Here is a 26,260-nt window from a genome sequence, read left to right as displayed (position 1 = left end):
CAGAGGTAGTTATCAAATATTTACTGCATACAGCAATTAAAATCGTTTGATAGTTGAATGTAGAATTATTATCGACTAATTACTTCAAAATTTTAAGAGTTTTTGTACTTAAAGGCAACTTATACACGCTGAAAGGACTTACAATAAATCTATTTTCTTCTTTTGAAGCTGTAGTTTTAAGTTTATGAAGTTCTAAAAAATCGTCTGTCTCATGCAATTCTAAATTAGCATAATGCGAGGCCGAATTATCTCCACACCAAATAAGAATCATTTCCGCATTAAAATCTATGGAAGGCGGAGTTAAACCAGGTTTTCTTGTACGGTTTACCTTCCCGTAAAAGGCATTTAAATCTTTTTGATTGTTTATTAAAATATACTCTTCTTGTTCAAAGCCGCTATAATTTTCATTTAAGAGAAGCTTCATACCCATGTTATTAGATTCTTGCAAATTACCTTGAGCAGTACTTTTACAAGAATTCAATTGAATTATTGCCGCTGATAATAAACAAATAGCATATTTAAACATTTTTGAATCTTCCGTTATAAGCCCTTTCATAAACCTCCTCATAAAGAGGTACTACTTTTTGAATATCAAAACGTTGTGCTTCTTTTAAGGCATTAAGTTTAAATCGTTCTAAAACACTATCATTCTTTAAAATGGTAATTGCCTTAGCAGCCATATCGCTTATATCACCTACATCACTTAAAAATCCGCTAACACCTTCTGTATTCACTTCTGGGATCCCACCTGCATTACTAGAAATTACAGGAACTTTGTTAATCATGGCTTCCAAAGCCGCAAGACCAAAACTTTCGGATTGAGACGGTAAAAGAAACAAATCTGAAAAGCATAAAATCTTATCTATCTCATTACTATTACCTAAGAATATAACTTTATCCGCGATACCTAATTCTTCACATAATCGCTCAGCACCTGCCTTTTCAGGACCTTCACCTACCATAATTAGTTTTGAAGGTATCTCTAACTGTATTTTACTAAATATTTTAATGACGTCTGGTATACGCTTTACCTTTCTAAAGTTACTAATATGAGTAACAATACGTTCATCATCAGTTGCCATGTTAGACCTTTGACAATCCGTAAAAGATGTACTATACTTTTTAGCATCGATAAAATTAGGGATAACTTCTATATCACCCTGAATATCAAATGTATCTAATGTTCCTTGCTTTAAACTTGCTGAAACCGAGGTTACAACATCAGACTGATTTATGCTAAAGGTAACGGCAGGCTTATAAAATGGATGTTTACCTACTAAAGTAATATCCGTACCATGCAATGTTGTAATCATAGGTACATATATACCTTCTTCTTCTAACATCTTCTTAGCCATATACCCTGCATATGCATGTGGTATGGCATAATGCACATGTAAAAGGTCTATTTTATGAAGTTTAATAGTATCAACCAACTTACTGGATAATGCAAGTTCATAAGGTTGATAATGAAAGAGTGGATATTCTGGCACATGAACTTCATGAAAAAATATCTTATTACTTAACAGCTCTAAACGCACGGGCTGCTTATAAGTAATAAAATGAATCTCATGACCTCTATTTGCCAATGCAATTCCTAATTCTGTTGCTACAACACCACTACCACCAAAGGTAGGGTAACATACTATTGCTATTTTCATTACAACAAAATTACCTTTTTTAATTCAGAATTGAATCGTAAATGGCTTGTTGAATTCTTGTTCTTAACCCAGATTTAACTAAAAGTGTGTTAGATGCGGAAGGATATGTTCTATTGGATAAAAATACGTAGACTATTTCTTCTTCTGGATCTGCCCATGTATACGTACCAGTAAAACCACTGTGCCCAAAACTTTTTCTAGAAACACAACCACATGTAGGACCACTGTGTTGCAACTGTGGCTTATCAAAACCTACTCCCCTACGCACATTGTTATCACAGAAATAACAGGTATTAAATTTCTTTACCGTTCTAGAATCGAAAAACTTAGTACCACCATAGTACCCATCTTGAAGGTACATCTGCATAATCTTGGCAATGTCATTAGAGTTACTAAAGAGACCGGCATGACCACCAACACCTGCTTGCATTGCTGCACCCATATCATGAACGTAACCCTGTACTCTACCATACCTGTAGTAGTTATCTTCCTCAGAAGGAACAATCTTGTTCTTGTCAAATTTCTCTAAAGGATTATACGAGGTATGGTTTGCCCCTATTCTACTGTAAAGAAAATTAGATGTTAATCCGTCTAATCTTTGACCGTAACTTTCTTCGACCACCTTTTTCATTACATAATATGGCACGTCACTATAACGATATCTGTTGGACTTTAAATCTTGTCTACCTATTCTATTGTAAATTGAATCTTTATATGCATCTGTTAAATATAAATTGTCATACACTTTTGTTGAAAAACCAGGCAAGGGTTTATTTCTATAAAATTCACCTGATGGTTTTTTATTTTTATCCAAAGTTCTAATGTAAAATGGAATCCAAGCTGGTAAGCGACCGTAATGAGAAAGTGCTTTTAAAACGGTTACATTTTTAATTTCCGTATTCGAGTAGTTAGGCACCAATTCTTCAAAAGTATTGTTCAAACCTATTCTACCTTCTTCTTCCATCTTCATTACCATTGGTAATGTTGCCAATATTTTGGTTAAAGAAGCAAGGTCATAAATGTAATCGTTGGTTATTTTTTCTTTACTATCATACGTAGGTTTTCCAAAACTCTTCTGGTAAATGACCTTTCCTTTTCTTGCCACCAATACTTGAGCTCCAGGAAACATTAAGCTATCTAGACCGTGGCTCATTAGCTCATCTATCTCTCTAAGTCCTTTTGAACTCATACCAACGCGCTCTGGAATACTATACCCCAATCTACTTAATGATTTAACTTCCACGCCTGTACGTACTGGAAATTCTTGATGTGCACTTACAGGCAATTTACCGGTAGCACTTACAGCTCCAAATAAAACTTCTGCCGTTTTCTCTTGTGCTATTTCACTATTCTGATAAGACATAACCACAGCATCAATAGTATCATATGATTCGATATCTGATAACGCATATGGTTTAGCAAAGACACAAAGTATAAGATTAGAAGTACGTTCGTTACCAATTTCTTGTAACCAGTTTAATTCTTTAGTTGAAAACTTATACGACTTCCATGGACTTTCATTACTCTTATGATGACCAACAATAACTAAATTGAAATCTTTAAGTTTAGCTTTCAAGGTATTGATATCATTTGCCTCAACCACAGTAACATCGGCATAATTCTTCAATCCTTTTATGAAAGCCTCGTTATTAGAATCGCCCATTTTCACATAAGCGATTTTCTTATTGTCAAGGTTTTTAATAGACAGTATATCTAACTTATTCTTTACAACCGTAATTGCATTCTCAATAGCTTGCTCGTAAATAATATCATCTTCAAGGCTATTTAAATCTTCAAATAGATTATTTAAAGCAATAGGTCTGTACTTATTTAACCCTGCCTTATATTTTGCCATCAATATCTTTTTTACGGAATACGCCAAACGCTCTTCAGACAACTTACCCTTATCATAAGCCTTTGCTAATTTTGCTTTTGCGCTTACAATATTTTCAGGCATTAACAACATATCGTTACCTGCCATAAAAGCATCTAGTTCTACGCTACCATCTTTACCTTTTGTAGACACCCCTTTCATATTCAGTGCATCGGTAAATATCAATCCTTCGTAACCTAATTCTTCTTTTAGAATACCTGATATAATTTGTTCGGACAATGAAGAAGGCATTCCCTTTTCCATCTCAAGGGCAGGAACCTCTAAATGAGCAACCATTATACTACTTAAACCAGAACTAATTAATTTTTTAAAAGGATAGAGTTCTAGGCTATCCAATCGTTTTCTCGAGAACGGAATTACCGGCAAATTGTGATGAGAATCTACTTCTGTATCACCATGCCCAGGAAAGTGTTTTCCATTTGCCAATACTCCTGCGCTCTCCATTCCGCGTGTAAAAGCTATTCCCTTTGCAACTACATTATCCCTATCCTCACCAAAAGAACGATTCCCTATAATTGGATTTTTTGGATTTGTATTGATATCTAAATCAGGCGCAAAATTTATATGAACACCCAATCGTTTTGCATGCTTACCTATTTGGTAACCTACTTTTTCAACAATTGAATTATCTTGAATTGCACCCAGGGTCATATTCCACGGGAAAGCATATGTTGAATCTAGGCGCATAGAAAGACCCCATTCCGCATCCATTCCAATAAGTAATGGAATTTTTGAGGCTACTTGATAATCGTTCGTAAGTTTAGCCTGACGTACAGGACCGCCTTTAGAAAAAATTACTCCGCCTAAATGTTCTTTTACTATTAAGTTCTTAATTAAATCTTTTGCTTGCTTACTTTGGTTGGAAGCAACACTTACCATAAATAGCTGACCTAATTTTTGATCTAAGCTCATTTGAGCATACTGAGCATCTACCCATCTCTGCTGATTGGTGCTGTCTTTAGTTACTAAAGGATTTTGAGCTAGGATACTTGAACAGCAAAACAACCCACAAATAAGAATAAAAATATAGCGCATAAAAATATATGTACTGAGATAACTATTACGGATTGAAATTATTGCATTTCATCGATAAAACCCAATAAATTCTGATACTTAAGAAGAAATTATGTTAAAGAAAACGAGCATGCCAACTCTCAGAAGCAGGTACTTCCCAGTGCTCCAAATACTCTCCCTTATTGGCAACCAGATTGTTAAATACAATGGTATTTTTTGAAATGGCTTTTTGCTTTGCCATAGCCTTAAAATCAATTAAGCTTTTGTAAGCTACAAACTCACCTTGTTTATAAGATACGTTCATTTTATCAAGCAACAGAACATCATATTTCTTTTCTAATGCTTGTATAAAATGCACAGATGCATCTATAGAACAACCGGTAGCACCTTGGGTAGTTTGATCAAGGGCAATCACTATAAATCTTTTGTACTTAATTTCATAACCTGCATTTAAATCATTGCCATGCGCGGTCCATGAAGTTAAAAAAGTATTTAAATCCGTTCCAATTTCTGCGATTTCCTTTTCAGAAAACGATCGATTACATTGGTATATCCAAACTCTTGAAGTATCTGGTAATGTGTTAAATTCTACTAGCAAATTTCCCTTCTTTAAATTATAAATCTTCTGCAGCCGCAATCATCTCTGCGATATCCATTACTGCAACATCATCTTCCTTTTCCTTATTCTTCACCCCATCGGTCATCATAGTATTACAAAATGGACAACCTGCCGCTATAATTTCCGGTTTAGTTTCTAAGGCTTGCTCAGTACGTTCAATGTTCACATCTTTATCACCTTTTTCAGGTTCCTTGAACATTTGTGCACCTCCTGCACCACAACAAAGACCTCTTTGCTTACAGCTTTTCATTTCAATAAGCTCAGCATCCAACTTTCTAATTAAATCTCTTGGTGCCTCATACACTCCATTTGCCCTACCTAAATAGCAAGGATCATGAAAAGTTATACGCTTACCTTTAAAGCTACCGCCCTCCATAGAAATTCTACCTTCGGACAGCAGGTCTTTTAAAAACTGAGTGTGGTGAACTACTTCATAGTTACCACCTAAGCCCGGGTATTCGTTTTTAATAGTATTAAAACAATGCGGGCATGCTGTTACTATTTTCTTTATTTCATAAGCGTTCAGCACCTCTATATTAGTTACTGCTTGCATCTGAAACAAAAACTCATTACCAGCACGTTTTGCAGGATCACCAGTACAACTTTCTTCTGTACCCAATACCGCAAAAGAAACATTAGCCTTATTCAAAATCTTTACGAAGGCTTTGGTTATTTTCTTTGCTCTATCATCAAAACTACCAGCACAACCTACCCAAAACAAAACTTCAGGTACAGTTCCCGACGCAAAAAACTCTGCCATTGTAGGCACTTTTAATTCACTTGCCATATCTATCTTTAAGATTCTTTACTCCAATTTAAGCGGTCCATTTGGTTAAATGGCCAAGGTGCTCCATTATTCTCAATATTACCCATCATGTTATTCAAATCTGTTGGAGCTGCAGATTGTTCCATCACCAAATATTGTCTCATATCCATAATTATGGAAAGAGGATCAATACTAATTGGGCAGGCCTGAACACAGGCATTACAAGATGTACATGCCCATAATTCTTCTGGAGTAATATAATCGTTTAACAATTGTTTACCGTCATCTTTAAACTCGCCTTTATTAGCATCAATATTTTTCCCAACTTCTTCTAGACGATCACGAGTATCCATCATGATCTTACGAGGAGATAATTTTTTTCCGGTCTGATTCGCAGGACATTCACTAGTACAACGTCCACACTCTGTACACGTATAAGCATTTAATAATTGTACCCAACTCAAATCTTGCACGTCTGATGCACCAAATTTATCTGGAACAGCAGCATCTTCTGCAGGTTCAGCATAAGGATCCGCATCTGGATCCATCATCATTTTAACCTCGTCAGTAACTGATTGTAAGTTTTTGAATTGTCCCTTAGGTGTCAACTTCCCGTAATACGTATTTGGGAATGCAAGTAAAATATGTAAATGCTTTGAGTAGTAAAGGTAATTAAGGAAAAACAAGATTCCTGCAATATGCAGCCACCAAGCTGTACGCTCTAATAGCACCAAGCTAGGAATAGGCATACCTTCAAACATAGGAGCAATCATACCACTAACAGGAAATGCACCTGCAGCAGCGTAGTGATCCGCACCCATTTGTTGCAACTGATAATCTGCTCCGTTCATTGTTAAAAAAAGTACCATCAAAACAAGTTCTATATAAAGAATCATGTTTCCATCATTCTTTGGCCAACCTTCCATTTCCGGTTTAAAAAATCGTTTTAATTTAATAACGTTTCTTCTCATCCAGAAAACAATGACCGCAACGATAACCAATAGCGCAAGTACTTCAAAAGAACCAATTAAGAAATCATATACAGGTCCTAAAACAGCAAACATTCTATGTGTACCAAAAATACCATCTAAAATAATTTCTAGCACTTCAATATTGATAATTACAAAACCAACATAAACAATGATATGTAATGCACCTGCAATGGGCCGTACAACCATTTTTGACTGCCCTAAGGCAATCATTGCCATGTTTTTCCAACGTTGCGGTTTATCATCAGTCAACGATTCTTCCTTTCCTAAGAAAATATTTCTTTTCAACTTAGAAACATTCCTTACAAAAAAACCTATACCTGCTATAAGCAGTATTACAAAAATTACATTAGGGAGATATTGCATATAATTAAGTCTTCTTTACTCGATAATCTATGTTTAAATGCCCCGACACTTTGGTCGAAATATTAACTATGTTTTCAATTTAATGCCTTACGGAATTCCTCAAAGGATTTTTAATTCTCAATAGCATTGGTTGCTGGATCATTTTCTGGCAACTCGTAGTCTTTCTGTTTTTTACCAAACACAGAAACATTTACATACCTTTTTGGGTTCAAACGAAAATCCTGCAGCAGTAAATCTAGTTCACGTGATGCATTATTTAAGTTATTGTATAGTTCCTTATCATTCATAAGTAATCCAAGTGAACCATCACCATTTTCTATTTTTGCCGTTACTTGATCCAAACTAGCCATTGTAGATTCTAAACTAGCTAAAGTTCTACCTAGTCCGGCAGAATTTAACGAATCTGAAAGCTTTGCAAAATTAGCGGTCAACTGCTCAAAATTCTCGAAAGAATTATTCAATTTATCCTTATTTGTATTTAAAACGGAATTAAGTTGAGTTGCACTACCATTAAGGTTTGTTATCAAGGTATTTAGACCTCCAATAACTTCTTTTAATTCTTTTTTCGTCTTTTCATCTAAAACAGAATTTACATTAACCAAAACGGAGTCTGCTCCAGAAATAGCGGATTCAACCTTGCGTACTAACGGATTCAACTTCTGCTGTGCCAAATCTGTTATTCCCGGTCTAGTTTCTGTGGGTAAAGTATCACCTGATTGCGCTAAAGCCTCGTCAAAAACTGGCTTAATCTGTAAACCTTTACCTCCAATAATACCTGTATCGTATAATTCAACCATACTGTTTTTAGAAAACTTAAATTCATTTCCAACAGTAAATGTCACCAATAAATTTCCTTTATCGTCTAAAAACCTGATATCATTAACCTTACCAACACTAAATCCGTTTATAGAAACATTGGTTCCAGACTGCAGACCACCAACATTAGGGTATACTGCAAAAAAGGTTTTACTATTATCAAAAATAGGAGTCGACTTCAAATAGCTAAATCCCATAATGAATAGTAAAATACCACCGATAACAATAATTCCCGTTTTTAATTCTCTAGATAGTTTCAAGCAATTATATTTTTTATACTCTCAAAATTATGAATAATATTTACACTTTATGGTCTAAAATTAGAAACCTCGTCAATAGCATGTTGAATAGGAATTCTTTCTCCTAGTTTATAGGCTACAATATAAGCGGATGGGTATCCTTTTTCTTGCGCCTGGGTCTGCATCATTTTTGCTTCTCTGTATGACCTTGTTTCACCATACATGTAACGATATAAGTTTTTATATGGTTCTTGAGATAGGTTTGACAATCCTTTAAAGTTACTAGAATTTAGAGCAACATTCTTACTACTCGCCATCAATTGAACCTTAAAAACAATAGAATCTGCAACTTCCTTTTCATTTATTGCTTCTTTTGTCTTTACCACTGGTACATCAACTACTTCTTTTACCACCTCAGTTTTTGGAGGCATGCTAATTTCTTTTGGCTTCTCAACTTCGGCAACTACTTCTTCAACAGGCTCAACAATAGTCTCTTTTGCCTGTTCAACTATAACTTCTTTCTTCTCTTCTACCTTTTCAACTATTTCTTCTTTTACAGGCGGCGCCGTTGGTTTTGTCTCTATGTGCTCAATGCTTTGCACAGTAGGCTGAACCCCTTCTTTATAATGTAAAATTGCTTTTGCAATTGCGTCACCCATTTCATTTTGGCCCTTTGTAGAATTTAAATAAGCTCCTTCAGACTTATTAGTTAAAAATCCTGTTTCAACCAAAACACTAGGCATAAACGTTTGATGCAGTACAATAAAACCTGCTTGCTTCACTTTTCTATCCGTTCTTTTTAATTGACTAGAAAAATTTTCCTGTATCATAGTTGCCAAAGCAACACTTTGATCTAAAAACTCTTCCTGCATTATTGTAAGTCCAATAACAGATTCTGGAGAATTAATATCGTAATCGGCATATCTATTCTCGTAATTATCCTCTAAATAAATTACCGAGTTTTCTTTCTTCGCAATTTCAAAATTTTGTTTATTGGCATGAAGTCCTAATACAAAAGTTCCCGCACCATGAGCATCAGAAGTATGAGAATCACAATGTACTGACACAAATAAATCGGCATTTGCTTTATTTGCGACTTCTCCCCTAACATACAAATCAATAAAAGTATCATCTTTACGAGTGTAAATAACCTTTATATCTTTATTCTTGGAAAGAATTTCACCCACTTTTAAAACAATATTCAGGGCTATTTTCTTTTCTAAATAACCATTACCCAAGTTTCCGGGATCATGCCCACCGTGCCCGGCATCAAGTACAACTATAAATGGATCATCTGATATATTTTCCTTGTCAGACGTTGTAAAAGACAGAAGTAATAACGCTGTGGATAAAACTAAAGAAATGCTAAAGAATTTTATTTTCATATGTGTTAGGGATTTTATCGCCCTTATAATGGTTAAATTTATTGTAAGACCCTACATACGGATTAAAAAATATATGTAAGTTTGACATCTTAAATAACGGCTCATTGGACCGCCAAACCTTTACAAAAATAGGATATATAGCCTTGCAATCAAATAAACAATACTTACTTTTCCTATTAATGGTCTTTGCCAGTGCTTTTTATGCCACCGGTCAAGAAGGTAAAATTACGACTCTCAACATCAAAGCTGAAAGAGATTCAATAATTGCGCCATTGTTCCCACCAACAGCGCTCAGGGACTCTATAGCCAACGATTCTTTAGCTGCAGATTCCTTAAACCAAAAACCCCCTTTACTTTTAGATAAAATTAAATACAAGGCAAAAGACTACGTAAAATTAAGTCAAAAAGATAACAAGATATACCTCTACAATGAGGCGGAAATCTATTATCAAGATACCGAATTAAAAGCCGGTATCATAATAATGGATTATATTAAAAATGAAGTCTACGCAGGTAGAATGATAGACTCCTTAGGTAACTACACCCAGCTCCCCTACTTTAAACAAGGAGAAAATATTGTTATACCAGATTCTATACGTTTCAATTTTGACACACAAAAAGCGCTGATCTGGAATTCTAGAACAGAACAGCAAGCCGCAGCTGGATCATTGGGTAGTGATGCCATGAAGGTATATGCCGAAATAACAAAAAAAGAAAATGACTCTGTCTACTTTTTAAGTGAAGGAAAACTGACCACTTCAACAGACACTATAAATCCTGATTACTACATAAGAGTTAGAAAGGCAAAATTTGTACCTAAAAAGAAGGTTATTGCCGGTTTTAGCAATTTATATATTGCCGATGTACCTACACCTATAGCCATGCCTTTTGCATATTTCCCATTAACCGTTGGTAGATCTGCGGGTATTTTAATGCCTTCTTTTGGTAACGACCCTAATACCGGCTACTTTCTACAAGATATGGGATACTATGTTCCTTTAGGGGATTATGCAGACATTACGTTATCTGGTGATTTTTACACCAATGGTAGTTACGCATTTAGAACAGCCTCCATTTATACAAAACGCTATAAATATAGAGGGAATGTAAATTTAAGATTTGAAAATATTGTCAATAGTCAAAAAGGATTCAGCGACTATAGTTTATCTCGTAACTATAACATTCAATTTTCTCATTCGCAAGACACAAAAGCTAGTCCAAATTCTAGATTTTCAGCATCTGTAAACTTAGGTAGTAGTGATTTTTATCAAAACTCTTTACAACAAAGCAACTTACCTAACACACAAAACAATACCTTATCCTCTTCAATTTCATATTCTAAAACATTCCCTAATTATCCCTCTGTGAATATGAGTGTAACCGCTACGCATTCGCAACTGACGTCAGCTGCAACAGACGATGACGATGATGATGACAACATCAATATGACCTTACCTACATTTCAAGCAAGTGTTGAGCGTATTTATCCATTTGTAAAAAAAGATGGCATAAAAAAGGGAATTATTGATAATATCAATTTTCAATATAGTGTCAATGCCCAAAATAGATTAACCACTAACGACGAAGATTTTTTCACCGCAAAAATGTTTGATAATGCCCGTGTGGGTGCAAGCCACAGTATACCGGTTGCCACAAACTTTAAAGTCGCTAAATTTTTCAGTGTAAGTGTTGGTGGTAATTATGAAGATGTTTGGTCATTGGAAACATTTAACCAACGTTTTGATGCTGACACAAATGAAGTAATAACGGATACTATTAGTGGTTTTGATCGTTACAACACCTATAATTTTAGTGCAAGTATAGGTACCACACTTTATGGTACATATGTTTTTGGTGAGGACAAAAAATTTCAAGCACTTAGACATACTGTAAGACCATCATTAAGCTATGGCTATGCACCATCTTTTGAACAGTTTTATGATGAGTATATTGGTGAGGACGGAGTTGAAGTCCAGTACAGCCGATTTACAGGTACATTGAATGGAGCACCATCTTTAGGGCAATCAAATAGTTTAAGTTTCTCTTTAGCCAATACCTTAGAGGCAAAGGTCAGGGATAAGGATTCTACAAAAATAGAACCGAAAAAAATCTCCCTTTTAAGTAATTTCAATATTTCTACAGGATATAATTTTGAATCAGATTCGTTACGCATCAACCCATTAAGTATAAATGGCGGTACAAATATCCTTGACAATAAAATGTCTATTAACTTCTCTGCCGGTTTAGACCCGTATGCTATTGACAATAACGGAACAAGAATAAACACTTTTAATATTGATAATGGAGGAAGCCTTTTTAGATTAACCAGAGCAAATGCGAACGTATCATACTCCATCAGTAGTGAAATGTTCGGTAAAAAAGATGATAAGGAAAGAGACGACGAAGAAGAACTAGACCCTTTTGATTATGTTGCACAAAGTGGCGGTAGGGAAGACGACCTGTTTGGTCGTGCCGATGACTTCAACTCAAATCCTGTCAGAAAGGACGATAAGAATTCTGACGTTGAGAACCCTATATTTGGCACAAAAATACCCTGGAACTTTAGACTGGCCTACTCAGCAAACTACAGTAATTCTGCACGGCAAAATGAATTTAGCAGTCACTCGTTAATGTTTTCGGGTGACATAGAACTTGCTCCACGTTGGTCTGTAGGTGGCTCTTCTGGTTACGATTTTAAAAATCAAGGTTTCACCCTAACTCAATTACGTTTTCAAAGAGACTTAAAGAGTTTTACAATGCGCTTTAACTGGACTCCTTTCGGCACTTATAAAAGATGGTACTTTTTTATAGGTATAGATTCATCTATACTTAAGGATCTTAAATGGGAAAACAGAAGCCAGAACTAACACCAAAATTCTAAAAAAATGAAGAAAATAATAAACACAGAGAACGCTCCAGCACCTATAGGACCTTACAACCAAGCAACATTGAGCAACGGTACTTTATACATTTCAGGTCAAATTCCATTAAATCCTAAAAGTGGTGAATTAGTTTCCGGAGACATCAAGCTAGAAACTAAACAGTCTATGGAAAATTTAAAGGCCATTTTAACCGAAGCTGAAATGACCTTTGAAAATGTTGTTAAATCGTCTATTTTTCTTAGTGACATGAATCAGTTCACTGAAGTTAACGAAGTATATGCTTCATATTTTAATGCAGAAACTGCACCAGCTAGAGAAACAGTAGAAGTTGCAAATTTACCTAAGTTTGTAAATGTTGAAATTTCTATGATTGCCGTAAAATAAAAAATTTACATATTAGCTTTGTGAAATTCCACAAGACCTTCAATAGGCTTTTGTCTAATTACACCAACTATTAAGTCGTTTCTTAGCAATACAGAAGTTAGTTCTTCTCTTAAATAATAAGCAACACTACCAACAAAATTGATTGGTACTTTTGTCGCAAGCTCAAACTGCATTACATAGTTATTTATAAACTGCTGAAATCCTTTATCTATAACGCCTTTAGAATATGGATGATCTTTGTTCTCGATTAAAAACCGAGCAAAGGTTGCTAAATAGGTATTTGGGTTAGGTTGCTTGTATAAATTCTCTTTAATAACATCAGCATCCAAATCATGCTGCTTTGCAAATTTATGAGCTAAATCTGCAGGCATTTTATGAAAGTAGTAGTCACGTATTAATTTACGGCCAAAAAAGTTACCACTACCATCGTCCATAGGAATATACCCTAATGACGTTACTTTTTGAAACAGTTGGTTACCATCGTAATAACTACAATTAGAACCTGTACCCAAAATACAAACGATACCTTGATGACCTACTTTGGTAGTAGCAAATATGGCAGCATATGTATCTTCTTTTACATCAGCTTTAGCATTCGGAAAAAAGTCTTTAAAGATGGATTTTAAGAACAATTTCATACGGTCGGTTCCACAACCTGCACCATAAAAATAAAGATGGGTTACCTTCTCCCTGTTCTTAGAAATTTCAAAATTATTCGCTAAACGATCTTCAATAACATCTTTTGTCAGTACCTCAGGACTTAGACCTAAAGTTTGTGTTAAAAAAAGTTGTTCACCATTTTCATCCAATGCAATCCAATCTGACTTGGTTGCGCCACTATCTACTATTAAAATCATATACCGAAGGTCTTTAAAAAATAATCCTGAAAATAAGGTAAAAGCGCCTCATTTTCAGGATATATCTATGTTATACTAAAATTAAGGTTATAAGGTATTAACGTGCTGCATTAAGTCTACCATTTTGTTAGAGAAACCAGCCTCGTTATCATACCAAGAAATTAGCTTAAAGAAACCAGAGTTAAGCTCTATACAAGCCTCTGCATCAAAAATACTAGTTCTTGGGTCACTTACGAAATCTTGAGAAACAACTGCTTCATCAGTATAACCTAATACACCTTTAAGCTCACCTTCAGAGGCAGCTTTGAAAGCTTTTTTAATTTCATCCAAAGAAGTTTCCTTACTTGTTCTCACAGTCAAATCCACAACAGACACATCTGCAGTAGGCACTCTAAACGCCATACCAGTAAGTTTTCCTGTTAATGCAGGTATAACTTTGGTTACCGCAACAGCAGCACCTGTAGTTGAAGGAATAATATTCAACATTGCAGAACGACCTAAACGGTAGTTTTTTCTAGAAGGTGAATCTACTGTAAATTGAGTAGAAGTACTTGCGTGGATTGTTGTCATCAACGCCTCTTCTATACCAAAACTATCATTTAACACCTTAGCAACAGGAGCTAAACAGTTAGTAGTACAAGATGCATTGGATACAATAACATCTGATGCCTTAACCTCTTTATGGTTTACACCCATTACAAACATTGGCGCATCTTTAGAAGGAGCAGAAATAACTACTTTTTTAGCACCACCATCAATATGGTATTGAGCAGTTTCTAAAGTTGTAAATATACCTGTACATTCTGCAACAGTATCAGCACCAACAGCATCCCACTTAATACTTTTTGGATCTCTTTCTGCAGTAATACGTACCGTTTTACCATTTACAACCAAGTTACCATCTTTTACCTCTACAGTACCATCGAATTTACCGTGAACAGAATCATACTTTAACAAGTAAGCCAAGTGCTCAACATCTAACAAGTCGTTGATAGCAACAACATCAACATCACCACGTTTAATTGTAGTTCTGAATACCAATCTACCTATTCTACCAAAACCGTTAATTCCTATTTTCAAATTTGACATTTTCTCTATTTTTAATTTTTAATATTATGTAGTCATTATTTCTGAAACTCGTATAAGCTCCTTATCAATTTTTGTATGCCCTTTAATGGCCTTGTTGATCGGCGTCAACGTAAGTTTATTATCCTGAATGCCCACCATTAGGTTGGTCTTGCCCTCTAACAAAGCTTCAACTGCCTTAACACCCATTCTACTGGCAAGAACACGGTCATAACAAGATGGTGCTCCACCCCTTTGCATATGTCCTAATACAGACACTCGTACATCATATATTGGTAAATGTTCCTCAACATATTCTTTAAGCTCAAAAACATTTTTACCAGATTTATCACCCTCCGCAACGATTACGATACTTGAAGACTTACCAGATTCTTTACTTCTTTTTAAAGACTCAAGCAATCTATCCAAACCTAAATTCTCTTCTGGAATCAAGATTTCTTCAGCACCAGCACCAACACCTGCGTTCAACGCTATATGCCCAACATCCCTACCCATAACTTCTACAAAGAAAAGTCTGTTATGAGAACTTGCCGTATCTCTAATTTTATCTATACATTCTACCACAGTATTTAATGCAGTATCAAAACCTAACGTGAACGTAGTACCGAATATATCGTTATCAATAGTTCCGGGAATACCTATTACAGGAAAATTATATTCTCTATTGAAAATCATAGCACCTGTAAAACTACCATCGCCACCAATAACAACAAATGCGTCTATACCTTCTTTTAAAAGTTGATCGTGAGCTGTTTTTCTTCCTTCTGGAGTTCTAAAATCGTCACAACGTGCAGATTTCAAAATAGTTCCTCCTTTATTGATAATATTATTTACGCTACGGGCATCCATTGGTTTAAAATCTCCCTCGATCATACCTTGGTACCCTCTATAGACTGCAACACAATCTACCTTCATGTAGGCACACGTACGAACAACTGATCTTATGGCTGCATTCATACCTGGTGAATCACCACCTGAGGTCAAAACTGCTATTTTTTTTATTTCTAAAGACATGGAAAAATTTAAGCCAACGAAATTAATAAATCTTAGTCAAAAACGGAATAAAACCCAGTCGCATTTTAAGAAAAAATCAACGAAAAGGATTTCGCTGTAACAGATTAATAGTCAAATTCTTAAAATTTGTTATTTATTACAAAAAAGATGAGGATTCGTTTGTTAATTTAATGATTTAGGCTTGTCATAAAATCGGATTAAACTATCATTACCCATGACTGAAGATGGGGTTTCAACTTCTTTTACAGGTTCTTTCTCAACTGCAGGCTTAGCACCCAAAATCTTTTGGAATAGTTCTTTAAAATTATTGAAATCTACCTCATAAGATATTCCTGCACCTTGAGTGGAACCTTGTTGATCAGATAAATAGGCTTGTATTTCACTTTGTCTACTGAAAAAATTAGCACTTAGCGTACCCTCTTCATTCAGCAATACCTGAATTTCAAAATCACCCGCAACCAATGTTTCACTAGATGCGCCCACCGGAACACCTACTTTACCATTAAACAATATTCTATCTGATATTTGAGTAGATACCGTAACCCCTATTCTATCATCCGTTTCTATATCAGCTGACCGATCCAATATACCTTGCTCATAAGATAAACCAAGATTAAATTTATCATTACCACCGCTTAATATAGAGTTTAGAATACTGGATGCACTTTGAACCAAGTTACCTGTTATCGCTTGTTGATTGATACCACTTTGAGAATTTACGAATGTACCTTGTGCCAATAAGAATATGGCATTTTTTTCTTCAACTGTAGGATCTTGCAAACGATATTCCAATTCTGATTTGACGATGGAGTTGGTACCCGGAAAATCAATACCGAAATCAATATCCGGTTTTTGAAGTTGCCCTGTTAGACTAATAATTACATCAGTAGGGATTCTTCTCGTAAATCCAGCATCATCAAGCAAAGGCGCAGGATTGGCATTTAAAGAATATACCGCCTCCATATCTAAAATAGCTTCTAAAGGTTTTTGATCCCAGTTTATGGTACCACCAGGCTCTACCTTAAATTTCTTGTCTATGATACCACCAAACTTATAATTGAACTCACCTGTTACAACAACATAATCCCCATACATTTCAAACTTACCATTGGTATTGATTTGAATTAAGATAATTCCTGCACCAGTTCCTTTCAAAGAGCTTCCGGTTTTTGTATCAGTTACAATTTCAACTTCTGCATCAGGAGTAACGTCAAGGTTAAATTCTAGCTCTAGCCCTTGGTAATCCTTTAATTGGAGCTTACTTTCAATTCGCTGTTTATCCTTCTTCTCTAAAAAATTGATAAAAGAATAATCACCTACACTTGCAACATCACTTAGTGGTATTTTTAAAGAAGTTCCTTTAGCGGTAGCTCCGTCTACAGTTATATTCAGTGCAGTAGTTGGTCCATAAATACGTCCGGTTCCATTTAAATACCCATCTCCATAATATAATTCACCCTCCTTAAATTCGGTATTCAAAATTAAGAATCTATCATTCTTAGTGTCTACGTTTAAGTCTAAAACCCAATCTTTGAAGAAACTATGTGTTATTGTACCATCAATATTGGCACGTGTACCTTTTGCCACATCTTCTAACGCTATATTTTCAAAATCAAAAGTCTGATTCTTAAGAACTACCCTTGATCGAGGCGCAAAACCATAATCAACATTTAAATATGGCACAGCAATACCCGCATTATCTAAAGTCAGCAGCCCATTAAAATTAGGATTATCTACATTACCTTCTATCTTGACCCTTCCATCAATATCACCACGTATATGATCAATAATCCCTTCACCCAAAGGACTAAATGGTTCTAAACTAAAATCATTAAAATTTGCAATTAGGTTTGCTTTAGGTATTTTTCCCTTATTCTCAACACTTCCTACTACGCTGAACTTTTCAACATTATTGTCTGATAATTGAGAATTTACTTGAAACTCAGATAAATCTTTATTCCCGATAATGTTGATTGCTAAATCACCCAACGGAATATTATTAATTCCAAATTGATCGATATTCAAATTTGACGAAGGCAGGTAGATTCCGTCTTTCTGTAGTACATTCAAAGTACCATTAACTTCTCCTTGAAGTTTTAGACTATCAATAACAGGTGTAATCTTATCTAAAGAAACAATTTTGAACTGAAGCTGCAGATCTTTGTATGTTGAATCTGCAAACTGACCTTTCAATCGAATTTGTTCTTTTTCTTCATTGTTCATTACAATTTCTTGAATTGTAATGCTATCTAAAGACCTATTTAGTATAACCTTGTTTTTGGTATCGCCATCTTTATTCAATACCCATTTATTGCCTTTAAAATTAACATCGGAAGTTTTAAGACCAATAACGGATTTATTATCCTTATTAAATGTATGATAAAAGTTCAGGTTATATGAATCGTTAAATTCACTACCTCCCTTAAATTCTGACCTAAAGAACAAGGTATCTTTTAAAGTAGTGTTAATCAGATTAAAATCCTTAAAATTATAATACGGCGTATCCAATTCACCCACAGAAACGAAAGTATTGAAGAGCGGGTTCTTATTATCAATTCTAACCTCAATACTATCGGCAGCCGTACCAAAAGCCTCTATACTTGGAGACGCAAAATTCAGTTTAAAATCACCATCATCCGCTACTATATTCCCTTTTATAAAAGTGTTGGGATCAAAACGTACCTCAGGAAAGAATACGTCTACAATCTTGTTATATATTTTAAAATTAAAGGAAAGATTTTGACCATCAGATATTTGAAACGGCCTATAATTTGTATAAATACTACCCAAAGAGTTTTGTACAAGTTTACCCAATTCCCTTACTTTAAAATTACCTTTCATAAAACCGGTAATTATATCTGGCGAGTTTATATTGATAGTGCGCTCACGATCTTCACCAAAGCTAGAGGTCACGACAAAATCTTCAAAATAATAAGTATCATTTACGTTTTGATAGCTGGTTTGTGTAAATTTAATATCTCCGGTAATATTATCTAAGGTAGTACCGGTAATATCCATACTAACATTACCCTTAAAAACAGAAACACTATCATTTATAATATTCAACTTCTTTAAATCTGCATAATCTACAGAAGCTATAAAATTGAAGTTATTTCTTGTTTCTGCCACATTGGCTAGACCCTTAAAATCAAATTTAAAATTCTCGTCATTACTAATCAAAGAACCATCAAACAACTGATCTTTAATTAGACCTGAAACACGTAAATCTTGGTAATTATATTTATTAAATTCTATGGAATATATTTGCCCTATTACCTCAGTGTTCAGTTTCTCTTTCACAAAACCTTTTCCTTCTACGTTGAAATCCAAAGTCGTTTTACCTAGGTTTTTATTTTCGATAAAATCACCTAAATCAAAATCTATCAAAGAGATAAATCCTTTATAAGTAGCATTGTCAATATTATTAAAATCACTTAGTACAATATCCGCATAGCTGCTACCTACGGCGGTGTTTAAATTTACTTTTGCATCTACTGAAGAATTGGTAATAAAAGCATTACCACGAATAGTAAATTGCCCAAGCTTACTAAAAGAAGATGGTAATGACTTGCCAATTAAGTTTGGTAATAAAGCATTCAATTGATAATAACTACTTGTAACATTTTTCATTTCAGCATTTAAGCTAAAAGGTTTTTGCTTGTTAAATAAATTTTTAAAATTAAAATCGCCACGTATTCCGGTATCATCAGAAAACAGGAAGAGATCATCAGTATTAAGATCATTTAAAACTCCGTTTACATTGGCGTTGAACGTTACTTCTTTTCCCTTACCAAATTCATTGTACAGCAAGTTGACTTCATCAAAAGCAACCTTAGATTCTTTAAACTCTGCTACCACATTAACCTTGTTCAAGAAATCCGCAAAATCTTTTCGGTCATAATTAAATACCAAATTACCATCTAAAGCAGAAAGCGGAGTTTGTATTTGCAAGGAATCAAAGCGCATTTGCTGCTTTGTATACTTAAAATTTGTTGCTAATCTATCAACTCTTAATCCTCTATTACTAAAAAAGGACATCTCTTGAATATCTGCAGAAACCTCAGGACCTAGAATTAAAAAATCTCCTGCATTTATATTTAGACTATCAAAATTTAAGACAGTCGCATTATTTAGATTTTCATCAATATACTTAAACCTACTATTTTCAATATCTACATTAGATGAGGAAAGTTTAAAAGGTGGCGTACCTGGAGCCCGTGGTTTACCATTATCTAGCTTATCTACGAAAACCTCCAGATTAGTATTCGTTTCTCCGAAATAAGTTTTAAGCTTAAAATTCAATTCATCAACATCTATATCTCCGAATTCTAAGTTACCTTGAGCTAAATTACCTATGCTAAGAATAGAGGTTTTAAGCTCATTTACATAGAATAAAGTATCTTGTTTGTAGTCTTCAATAAAGACTCCTTCCAAACCCGTATTCCAAGAAATCAAAGAAACCTTTAAGCGCTCAATATTGATATGCGTACCATACTGATCGTTAATTTTTTTCGTAGCAAACTGTGCCAACAAGGTCTGTACCACTGGCAGTGAAAAAATGATAGTACCTAAAACACATATCAGCAAAAGCACCAATAATGTTCTAACCAATATTTTTCTCAGTTTTTTGATAGGTCTTTATGTTTTACCTTTGTTGCTCAAATTTTATTCCAAATATGTCTGAACACGATACAATTTATATACTTGCTATAGAATCTTCCTGTGATGACACTTCTGCGGCAGTTTTAATGAACGATAAAGTGCTCAGTAATGTTGTGGCTACCCAGGCTATTCACGAAGAATATGGAGGGGTTGTACCAGAACTTGCTTCAAGAGCGCATCAACAAAATATAGTCCCTGTCGTTCATCAAGCCATAGCCAAAGCAAATATCGATAAAAAACAATTATCAGCCATAGCATTTACACGCGGACCTGGACTAATGGGCTCATTACTTGTAGGCACCTCATTTGCAAAATCTTTATCATTAGGTTTACAAATACCTCTTATTGAAGTTAACCACATGAAAGCCCATATTTTAGCTCATTTTATAAATGAGGAAACTATGAAGGCACCATCATTTCCTTTTTTGGCATTGACCATAAGTGGAGGTCATACACAAATTGTTCAAGTCAACGATTTCTTTGATATGAAAATTATTGGGCAAACTTTAGATGATGCAGTTGGTGAAGCATTTGATAAGAGTGCAAAAATTTTAGGTCTACCCTACCCTGGCGGACCATTAATAGATAAATATGCCGCAACTGGCAATCCTCATAAATTTGAATTCACCATACCAAATGTAAAAGACTTGGATTTTAGTTTTAGCGGATTAAAAACCAATATTTTATACTTTATTCAAAGACAAACGAAAGAAAATCCGGATTTTATCAAGAACAATTTGGAGGATATTTGTGCTTCTATACAATATACAATCATCACTATATTGATGAGAAAATTGAAAAAAGCTGTAAAACAGACTGGTATAAAAGAAATTGCCATTGGCGGTGGAGTATCAGCAAATTCCGGTATTAGAAACGCACTGGTTGAAGCACAATCCAAGTTTGGATGGAAAACCTATATTCCTAAATTTGAGTATTGCACTGACAATGCGGCCATGATAGGTATTGTAGGCTATCAAAAATACAAGAATGAGAAATTTTCTCAACAAGATGTAACGGCTAAAGCCAGGTATGTTATATCATAGCTTTTAAAACAACCCACATGCAATTATTTTATAATTCAGATATAAAAGACACTGATGCCACTTTCATTTTCGATAGTAATGAAAGTAAGCACATCATAAAAGTTTTGAGAAAAAAAAATGGTGACCAGCTATGGATTACAAATGGTTACGGTTATTTATTTGAAGCAAAAATAATTGGGGATAATTTAAAAAAATGCGAGGTAGAACTGGTGTCCTCTAAAAAAACCTATGCAAAATCTCATTGGTTACATATAGCAGTTGCACCAACCAAAATGAATGATCGTTTTGAGTGGTTTTTAGAAAAAGCTACCGAAATAGGCATTGATGAAATTACACCTATCATTTGTGACAGATCAGAACGCAAAGTACTAAAACTTGAACGTATGCAACGTGTGTTAGAATCAGCCATGAAGCAATCTTTGCAAACATATCTACCTAAACTAAACGAACCCATTAGTTTTTCTGAATTTTTAGAAAAACCAGCTGCTGAATTACAATTTATTGCGCATTGTGAAGACACCGAAAGGCATGAACTAAAAAGAAGGGTCGCTGCAGATAAAGATGTTACTATTTTAATAGGTCCCGAAGGTGATTTTTCTCCCGAAGAGATTAAAAATGCTATGCAAAAAGGATACGCCCCAGTTGCTATGGGCAAAACAAGATTAAGAACAGAAACTGCCGCAATCGTAGCTTGCACTATTATAGCAACCATTAACAATGGCTAATATTAAATAGCTTCTTTTACCGCACCCAAGATATCGCCATTGTTGTTTTCCATTATCAACATAAGAAAAAGTTCTTCTTTATTTTTAACGGTTGAAGGGATGGCTATAGAACCACTAAGACTGCTATTTGCAATTTTTATCGTCTTTTCTGCCACCACAATGTTGGAGTTTACTAACGTTCTTTGTCTGTTCTCTCCTCTTTTTACTTGTGTTGTCCTCTCGTTTAAAACTAAAACAGCTCGCACATTTTTACCTGAAGTATCTCCAGCAATAGTATAATTGAAATTTATTTTGTCCGTTTCTCTATTTAAATTTTGAACAATAAATTGGTTCTCTGATTTCAAAACAGAATATTTATTGATTGCATTTAAAACCTTTCCTTTATTTGAACCTACTAGATGCTCTTTACCGTTAACCACCAATTCCGGGGTGTAGTTCCCTTTATATCCAAATTTTCTATTATAACTGCTTTGTTTTTCAGTAAAGTCCTTATTACTAAATGGATCAGCCCAACCTATATAGTTCCAATAATCAACATGGTAACTAAGCACAAATACATTATCAGGATACCTAACCTTAACTTCCTGCAATAATTCATCCGCTGGCGGACAACTAGAACAACCTTGTGAAGTAAAAAGCTCTAGCACTACTACTCCGTTAAATGCTTTTTCTGAAAACTTTGAAGAAAAAGCATCACCAACTTTATTATCTTTACTCGGTTGGGATGGAATAAAGGAGGTTAAAAAAAGACCTGCTCCAAAAAACAAAAGAATAATCAATTTTTTATCTAACATAATAGTATAATTAGGTATACTATTATTCGAATTAAAATGAAAAAACTTACAATATATCTTGTTTTAAGCCTGTTATTCTGCAGTTTTCAGATATTTTCACAAGAAATAGCTATTTTAAAATATCAAGGTGGTGGAGATTGGTACGCCAACCCCACTGCATTACCTAACTTAATTACCTATTGCAACAATAATATTGACACAAACATAAACAGTAAACCAGAAACCGTAGAGGTTGGTAGTAGTTCCATTTTTCAATATCCTTTTTTACATATGACAGGGCATGGTAATGTTGTGTTTTCTGATCAGGAAATAGAAAACTTAAGAAACTACCTTTTATCCGGTGGATTTTTACATATTGATGATAATTATGGCATGAAGCCTTATATCACTAGAGAAATCAAAAAGCTTTTTCCAAATACAGAACTAGAGGAGTTAGGTGCTGAACATCAGATATTTAAAAACACCTACTCTTTTCCAAAAGGGTTGCCAAAAATTCATGAGCATGATGGGCAACGCCCGCAAGCATTTGCCATATCAAAAAACAATAGAATTGTATTATTGTTTACATCAGAATCAGATTTAGGTGATGGCTGGGAAGACCCATCGGTGCACAACGACCCTGCAGAGGTAAGAGAAAAAGCATTACAAATGGGCGCCAATATTATAACTTATGCCTTTAAAAATTAATCAATGACCGCAAAAACCATATCGCAAGGCATATTAAGAGCAATAGGTGTATTAGTTGGCATAGCTCTTTTACTATATTTTTTATACACGATACAATCTGTTATCGCATACTTAGCAATTGCAGCTGTTACCGCATTAATAGGCAGTCCTTTAGTACGTTTTTTTAGATTACGACTTAAACTACCAAACATACTTGCAGTTATTATAACGATGATTCTCATGGTTGGTTTGTTAGTAGGTATTATAGCTCTATTCATACCATTGTTAACAGAGCAAGGCAAAAACCTGTCCTTACTTGATATAGACGAATTACAAAAAAGTTTAAACACATTATACCATCAAATCACGAATTACCTGGGCTTATCATCGCATATAGTAGAAGATGTAATTGATGATTCTGGTTTAGAACAAAATATTCTACAGGGCTTAGATATTGGTTTTATACCAAATTTTTTAAACTCCTTTTTAAATATATTGAGCACAGCGAGTATCGGTTTATTTTCAGTTCTCTTTATTTCTTTTTTCTTTTTAAAGGACAGTAAATTATTTGAACACGGTTTATTAATTTTCGTTCCAGTTGATAAAAAGAAAGGCACCACCAATTCAATTGGAAAAATTAATGGATTATTGTCAAGATACTTTGTTGGTCTTTTACTACAAATTTTTATTCTATTTGTGATTTATACGATAGTTTTATTAATAGTAGGTATTGAAAATGCAGTAGTTATAGCCTTTCTATGCGCCCTTTTTAATATCATACCTTACATAGGTCCTATAATAGGTGGTGTTATTATGTTGACATTGACCATGACCAGTAATTTAGGCTCAAATTTCAGTGAAGTAATATTACCAAAAACAGGCTATGTATTTTTAGGATTGCTATTTGGTCAGTTGGTAGACAATTTTTTCTCCCAACCTTTTATATTTTCCAATAGTGTAAAATCTCATCCTTTAGAGATTTTCTTGGTTATTATCATTGCAGGCTTGTTATTTGGTACCGTAGGTATGATAGTTGCTGTTCCTGGATACACCGCTATTAAAGTTATTTTAAAAGAATTTCTTTCTGATAACCAAATAGTAAAATCTTTGACCCATAATCTTTAGATTGTTGTGAATAAAGAAATAATAAGTAGTGAAGTTCAAAATTTTATTGATGATAACCTAAAAACCGATATTCACAAAATCATTTTATCAAAACCAAAGTTCAAAAATGTCAGCCAAAAAGAGTTGGCTGAACAAATCGAGTCAAAAGTAAGGGCAAAATCAAAATTACCTACATGGTTTAAAACCAAAAATATATATTACCCTAACAAACTTAATCTTTCACAGACTTCATCAGAAATTACAGCAAATTACAAAGCTTCATTAATAGAAGGTAATTCCTTAATTGATGTAACTGGTGGATTTGGAGTAGATTCATTTGCGTTTTCCCGTAAAGTAAGCCAAGTCACTCACATCGAAAATAACGAGGCTCTATCTAAAATTGCCGATTACAACTTTACCCAAATGGGTACTACAAATATAAAATGTATTTCAGAAGATGGATTAGCATTTTTGAATAACACATCTAACTCATATAATTGGCTTTATGTAGACCCATCTAGAAGAGACAAGAACAACAAAAAAGTATATTACTTAGCTGATTGCGAACCCAATGTAGTAAGCAACATGGATCTTTTACTGTCAAAATCTTCGAATCTAATTATTAAAACTGGACCATTGTTAGATATTAAAAGTGGCTTAAAGGAATTGGGATCTGTAAAAGAGATACACATTGTGGCTGTTAACAATGATGTAAAGGAGCTACTTTGGCTAATTGAAAAGGGTTTTAATAATGAAACTCTTATAAAAACAGTAAATTTTAAATCTAATAACACACAAGAGTTCAATTTTAATATAAGCGACGAGGAACATACAATCTCTGAATATTCAGAACCTTTAGCATATATATATGAACCAAACACATCCATTTTAAAATCTGGTTCGTTTCATTTTATAGGAAAGCATTTCAACTTATATAAACTTCACCCTAATTCACATTTGTACACATCAGAAAAATTAATTGAGTTCCCTGGGCGTATATTTAAAGTTGAAGATATTTATGATTACTCAAAAAAAACATTTAAAAAATCAGGGATTTCCAAAGCCAATATCACCACAAGAAACTTCCCGGATTCGGTAGAAAAAATCAGAAAAAAACTAGGCATTAAAGACGGTGGAATTAACTATCTTTTCTTCACAACCAACATTGCCGAAAAATTAGTGTCTATTTCATGTTTTCAGATTTAAAAAAGCATTTTATTATGCCATTTAACACTCCCATTTATTAAATTATAACTCATTTAGAAGTAGCTCAAAAAAGTAAAACTACAACGTTGTA

Annotated in this window: 20 protein-coding genes; 7 read left to right on the top strand and 13 right to left on the bottom strand. The window is 34.2% G+C overall.

Going from position 1 to position 26,260, the window contains the following annotated elements; all coding sequences use genetic code 11:
- Window positions 1-79: 79 nt before the first annotated feature.
- The 8 genes from P177_RS07490 to P177_RS07455 all read right to left on the bottom strand — a co-directional run bounded on the left by P177_RS07490 (window position 80) and on the right by P177_RS07455 (window position 9,746).
- Complete coding sequence (locus P177_RS07490) at window positions 80-556, bottom strand: hypothetical protein (protein WP_036153523.1); 477 nt, start codon at window positions 554-556, stop codon at window positions 80-82.
- Window positions 519-1,658 carry an N-acetyl-alpha-D-glucosaminyl L-malate synthase BshA gene (gene bshA, locus P177_RS07485; RefSeq protein ID WP_036153520.1) on the bottom strand — a complete coding sequence of 380 codons (1,140 nt, stop codon included), beginning with the start codon at window positions 1,656-1,658 and terminating at the stop codon, window positions 519-521. Before bshA ends, P177_RS07490 begins: the two co-directional genes overlap by 38 nt.
- Before the next feature lie 19 nt (window positions 1,659-1,677).
- Window positions 1,678-4,587, bottom strand: coding sequence for a glycoside hydrolase family 3 N-terminal domain-containing protein (locus P177_RS07480; protein ID WP_036153517.1), 2,910 nt, complete (start codon window positions 4,585-4,587; stop codon window positions 1,678-1,680).
- Window positions 4,588-4,681: 94 nt separating this feature from the next.
- Complete coding sequence (locus P177_RS07475; protein WP_036153514.1) at window positions 4,682-5,164, bottom strand: hypothetical protein; 483 nt, start codon at window positions 5,162-5,164, stop codon at window positions 4,682-4,684.
- Window positions 5,165-5,180: 16 nt separating this feature from the next.
- A complete protein-coding gene (locus P177_RS07470; RefSeq protein WP_036153511.1) occupies window positions 5,181-5,972 on the bottom strand; it encodes a (Fe-S)-binding protein in 792 nt (263 codons plus the stop codon).
- Window positions 5,973-5,980: 8 nt separating this feature from the next.
- Entirely contained in the window at window positions 5,981-7,306 is a 1,326-nt protein-coding gene (locus P177_RS07465) for a (Fe-S)-binding protein (RefSeq protein WP_036153508.1), read from the bottom strand.
- 110 nt (window positions 7,307-7,416) lie between these two features.
- On the bottom strand, window positions 7,417-8,382 hold the full coding sequence (locus tag P177_RS07460) for an MlaD family protein (RefSeq protein ID WP_036153505.1): 966 nt from the start codon (window positions 8,380-8,382) through the stop codon (window positions 7,417-7,419).
- A 47-nt stretch (window positions 8,383-8,429) separates the two neighbouring features.
- Window positions 8,430-9,746 (bottom strand): N-acetylmuramoyl-L-alanine amidase family protein, encoded by a 1,317-nt coding sequence (locus tag P177_RS07455; protein ID WP_036153502.1) that lies wholly within the window; start codon window positions 9,744-9,746, stop codon window positions 8,430-8,432.
- 179 nt (window positions 9,747-9,925) lie between these two features.
- Between P177_RS07455 and P177_RS07450 the strand changes: the two genes are divergently transcribed.
- Together P177_RS07450 and P177_RS07445 are read left to right on the top strand one after the other, a co-directional pair.
- Window positions 9,926-12,613, top strand: a complete 2,688-nt coding sequence (locus P177_RS07450) for a putative LPS assembly protein LptD (RefSeq protein ID WP_245233077.1) — start codon at window positions 9,926-9,928, stop codon at window positions 12,611-12,613.
- A gap of 18 nt (window positions 12,614-12,631) precedes the next feature.
- A complete protein-coding gene (locus P177_RS07445; RefSeq protein ID WP_036153499.1) occupies window positions 12,632-13,012 on the top strand; it encodes a RidA family protein in 381 nt (126 codons plus the stop codon).
- A gap of 5 nt (window positions 13,013-13,017) precedes the next feature.
- Here P177_RS07445 and P177_RS07440 read toward each other — a convergent pair whose 3' ends face one another.
- The 4 genes from P177_RS07440 to P177_RS07425 form a co-directional block, all read right to left on the bottom strand.
- Window positions 13,018-13,869 carry an N-acetylglucosamine kinase gene (locus tag P177_RS07440; RefSeq protein ID WP_036153496.1) on the bottom strand — a complete coding sequence of 284 codons (852 nt, stop codon included), beginning with the start codon at window positions 13,867-13,869 and terminating at the stop codon, window positions 13,018-13,020.
- A gap of 87 nt (window positions 13,870-13,956) precedes the next feature.
- Window positions 13,957-14,958: a type I glyceraldehyde-3-phosphate dehydrogenase gene (gap, locus tag P177_RS07435; protein ID WP_036153494.1), complete on the bottom strand. Its 1,002-nt coding sequence runs from the start codon at window positions 14,956-14,958 to the stop codon at window positions 13,957-13,959.
- 24 nt (window positions 14,959-14,982) lie between these two features.
- Window positions 14,983-15,969, bottom strand: coding sequence for a 6-phosphofructokinase (gene pfkA, locus P177_RS07430; protein WP_036153491.1), 987 nt, complete (start codon window positions 15,967-15,969; stop codon window positions 14,983-14,985).
- 162 nt (window positions 15,970-16,131) lie between these two features.
- Window positions 16,132-20,583 carry a translocation/assembly module TamB domain-containing protein gene (locus P177_RS07425; RefSeq protein WP_449405300.1) on the bottom strand — a complete coding sequence of 1,484 codons (4,452 nt, stop codon included), beginning with the start codon at window positions 20,581-20,583 and terminating at the stop codon, window positions 16,132-16,134.
- Between the two features lie 62 nt (window positions 20,584-20,645).
- Here P177_RS07425 and tsaD point away from each other — a divergent pair, with 62 nt between their 5' ends.
- Window positions 20,646-21,674: a tRNA (adenosine(37)-N6)-threonylcarbamoyltransferase complex transferase subunit TsaD gene (gene tsaD / locus P177_RS07420; RefSeq protein WP_036153489.1), complete on the top strand. Its 1,029-nt coding sequence runs from the start codon at window positions 20,646-20,648 to the stop codon at window positions 21,672-21,674.
- Window positions 21,675-21,691: 17 nt separating this feature from the next.
- The gene (locus P177_RS07415) at window positions 21,692-22,399 is read left to right on the top strand and encodes a 16S rRNA (uracil(1498)-N(3))-methyltransferase (RefSeq protein ID WP_036153487.1); all 708 of its coding nucleotides are present in this window, start codon (window positions 21,692-21,694) and stop codon (window positions 22,397-22,399) included.
- Window positions 22,400-22,401: 2 nt separating this feature from the next.
- On the opposite strand, the gene P177_RS07410 is transcribed toward P177_RS07415, so the two are convergent.
- Window positions 22,402-23,193 (bottom strand): DUF1223 domain-containing protein, encoded by a 792-nt coding sequence (locus P177_RS07410; protein ID WP_051941749.1) that lies wholly within the window; start codon window positions 23,191-23,193, stop codon window positions 22,402-22,404.
- A 36-nt stretch (window positions 23,194-23,229) separates the two neighbouring features.
- Between P177_RS07410 and P177_RS07405 the strand changes: the two genes are divergently transcribed.
- The 3 genes from P177_RS07405 to P177_RS07395 are packed head-to-tail and all read left to right on the top strand — an operon-like array spanning window position 23,230 to window position 26,169.
- Window positions 23,230-23,880: a DUF4159 domain-containing protein gene (locus P177_RS07405; protein ID WP_036153485.1), complete on the top strand. Its 651-nt coding sequence runs from the start codon at window positions 23,230-23,232 to the stop codon at window positions 23,878-23,880.
- Between the two features lie 3 nt (window positions 23,881-23,883).
- Window positions 23,884-24,984, top strand: coding sequence for an AI-2E family transporter (locus P177_RS07400; RefSeq protein WP_036153484.1), 1,101 nt, complete (start codon window positions 23,884-23,886; stop codon window positions 24,982-24,984).
- 6 nt (window positions 24,985-24,990) lie between these two features.
- Complete coding sequence (locus P177_RS07395) at window positions 24,991-26,169, top strand: THUMP-like domain-containing protein (protein WP_036153482.1); 1,179 nt, start codon at window positions 24,991-24,993, stop codon at window positions 26,167-26,169.
- Window positions 26,170-26,260 lie beyond the last annotated feature (91 nt).

The sequence above is a fragment of the Maribacter forsetii DSM 18668 genome (assembly GCF_000744105.1).
Taxonomy (GTDB): Bacteria; Bacteroidota; Bacteroidia; order Flavobacteriales; family Flavobacteriaceae; genus Maribacter; species Maribacter forsetii.
This window is presented reverse-complemented; position numbering and strand designations above follow the sequence as displayed.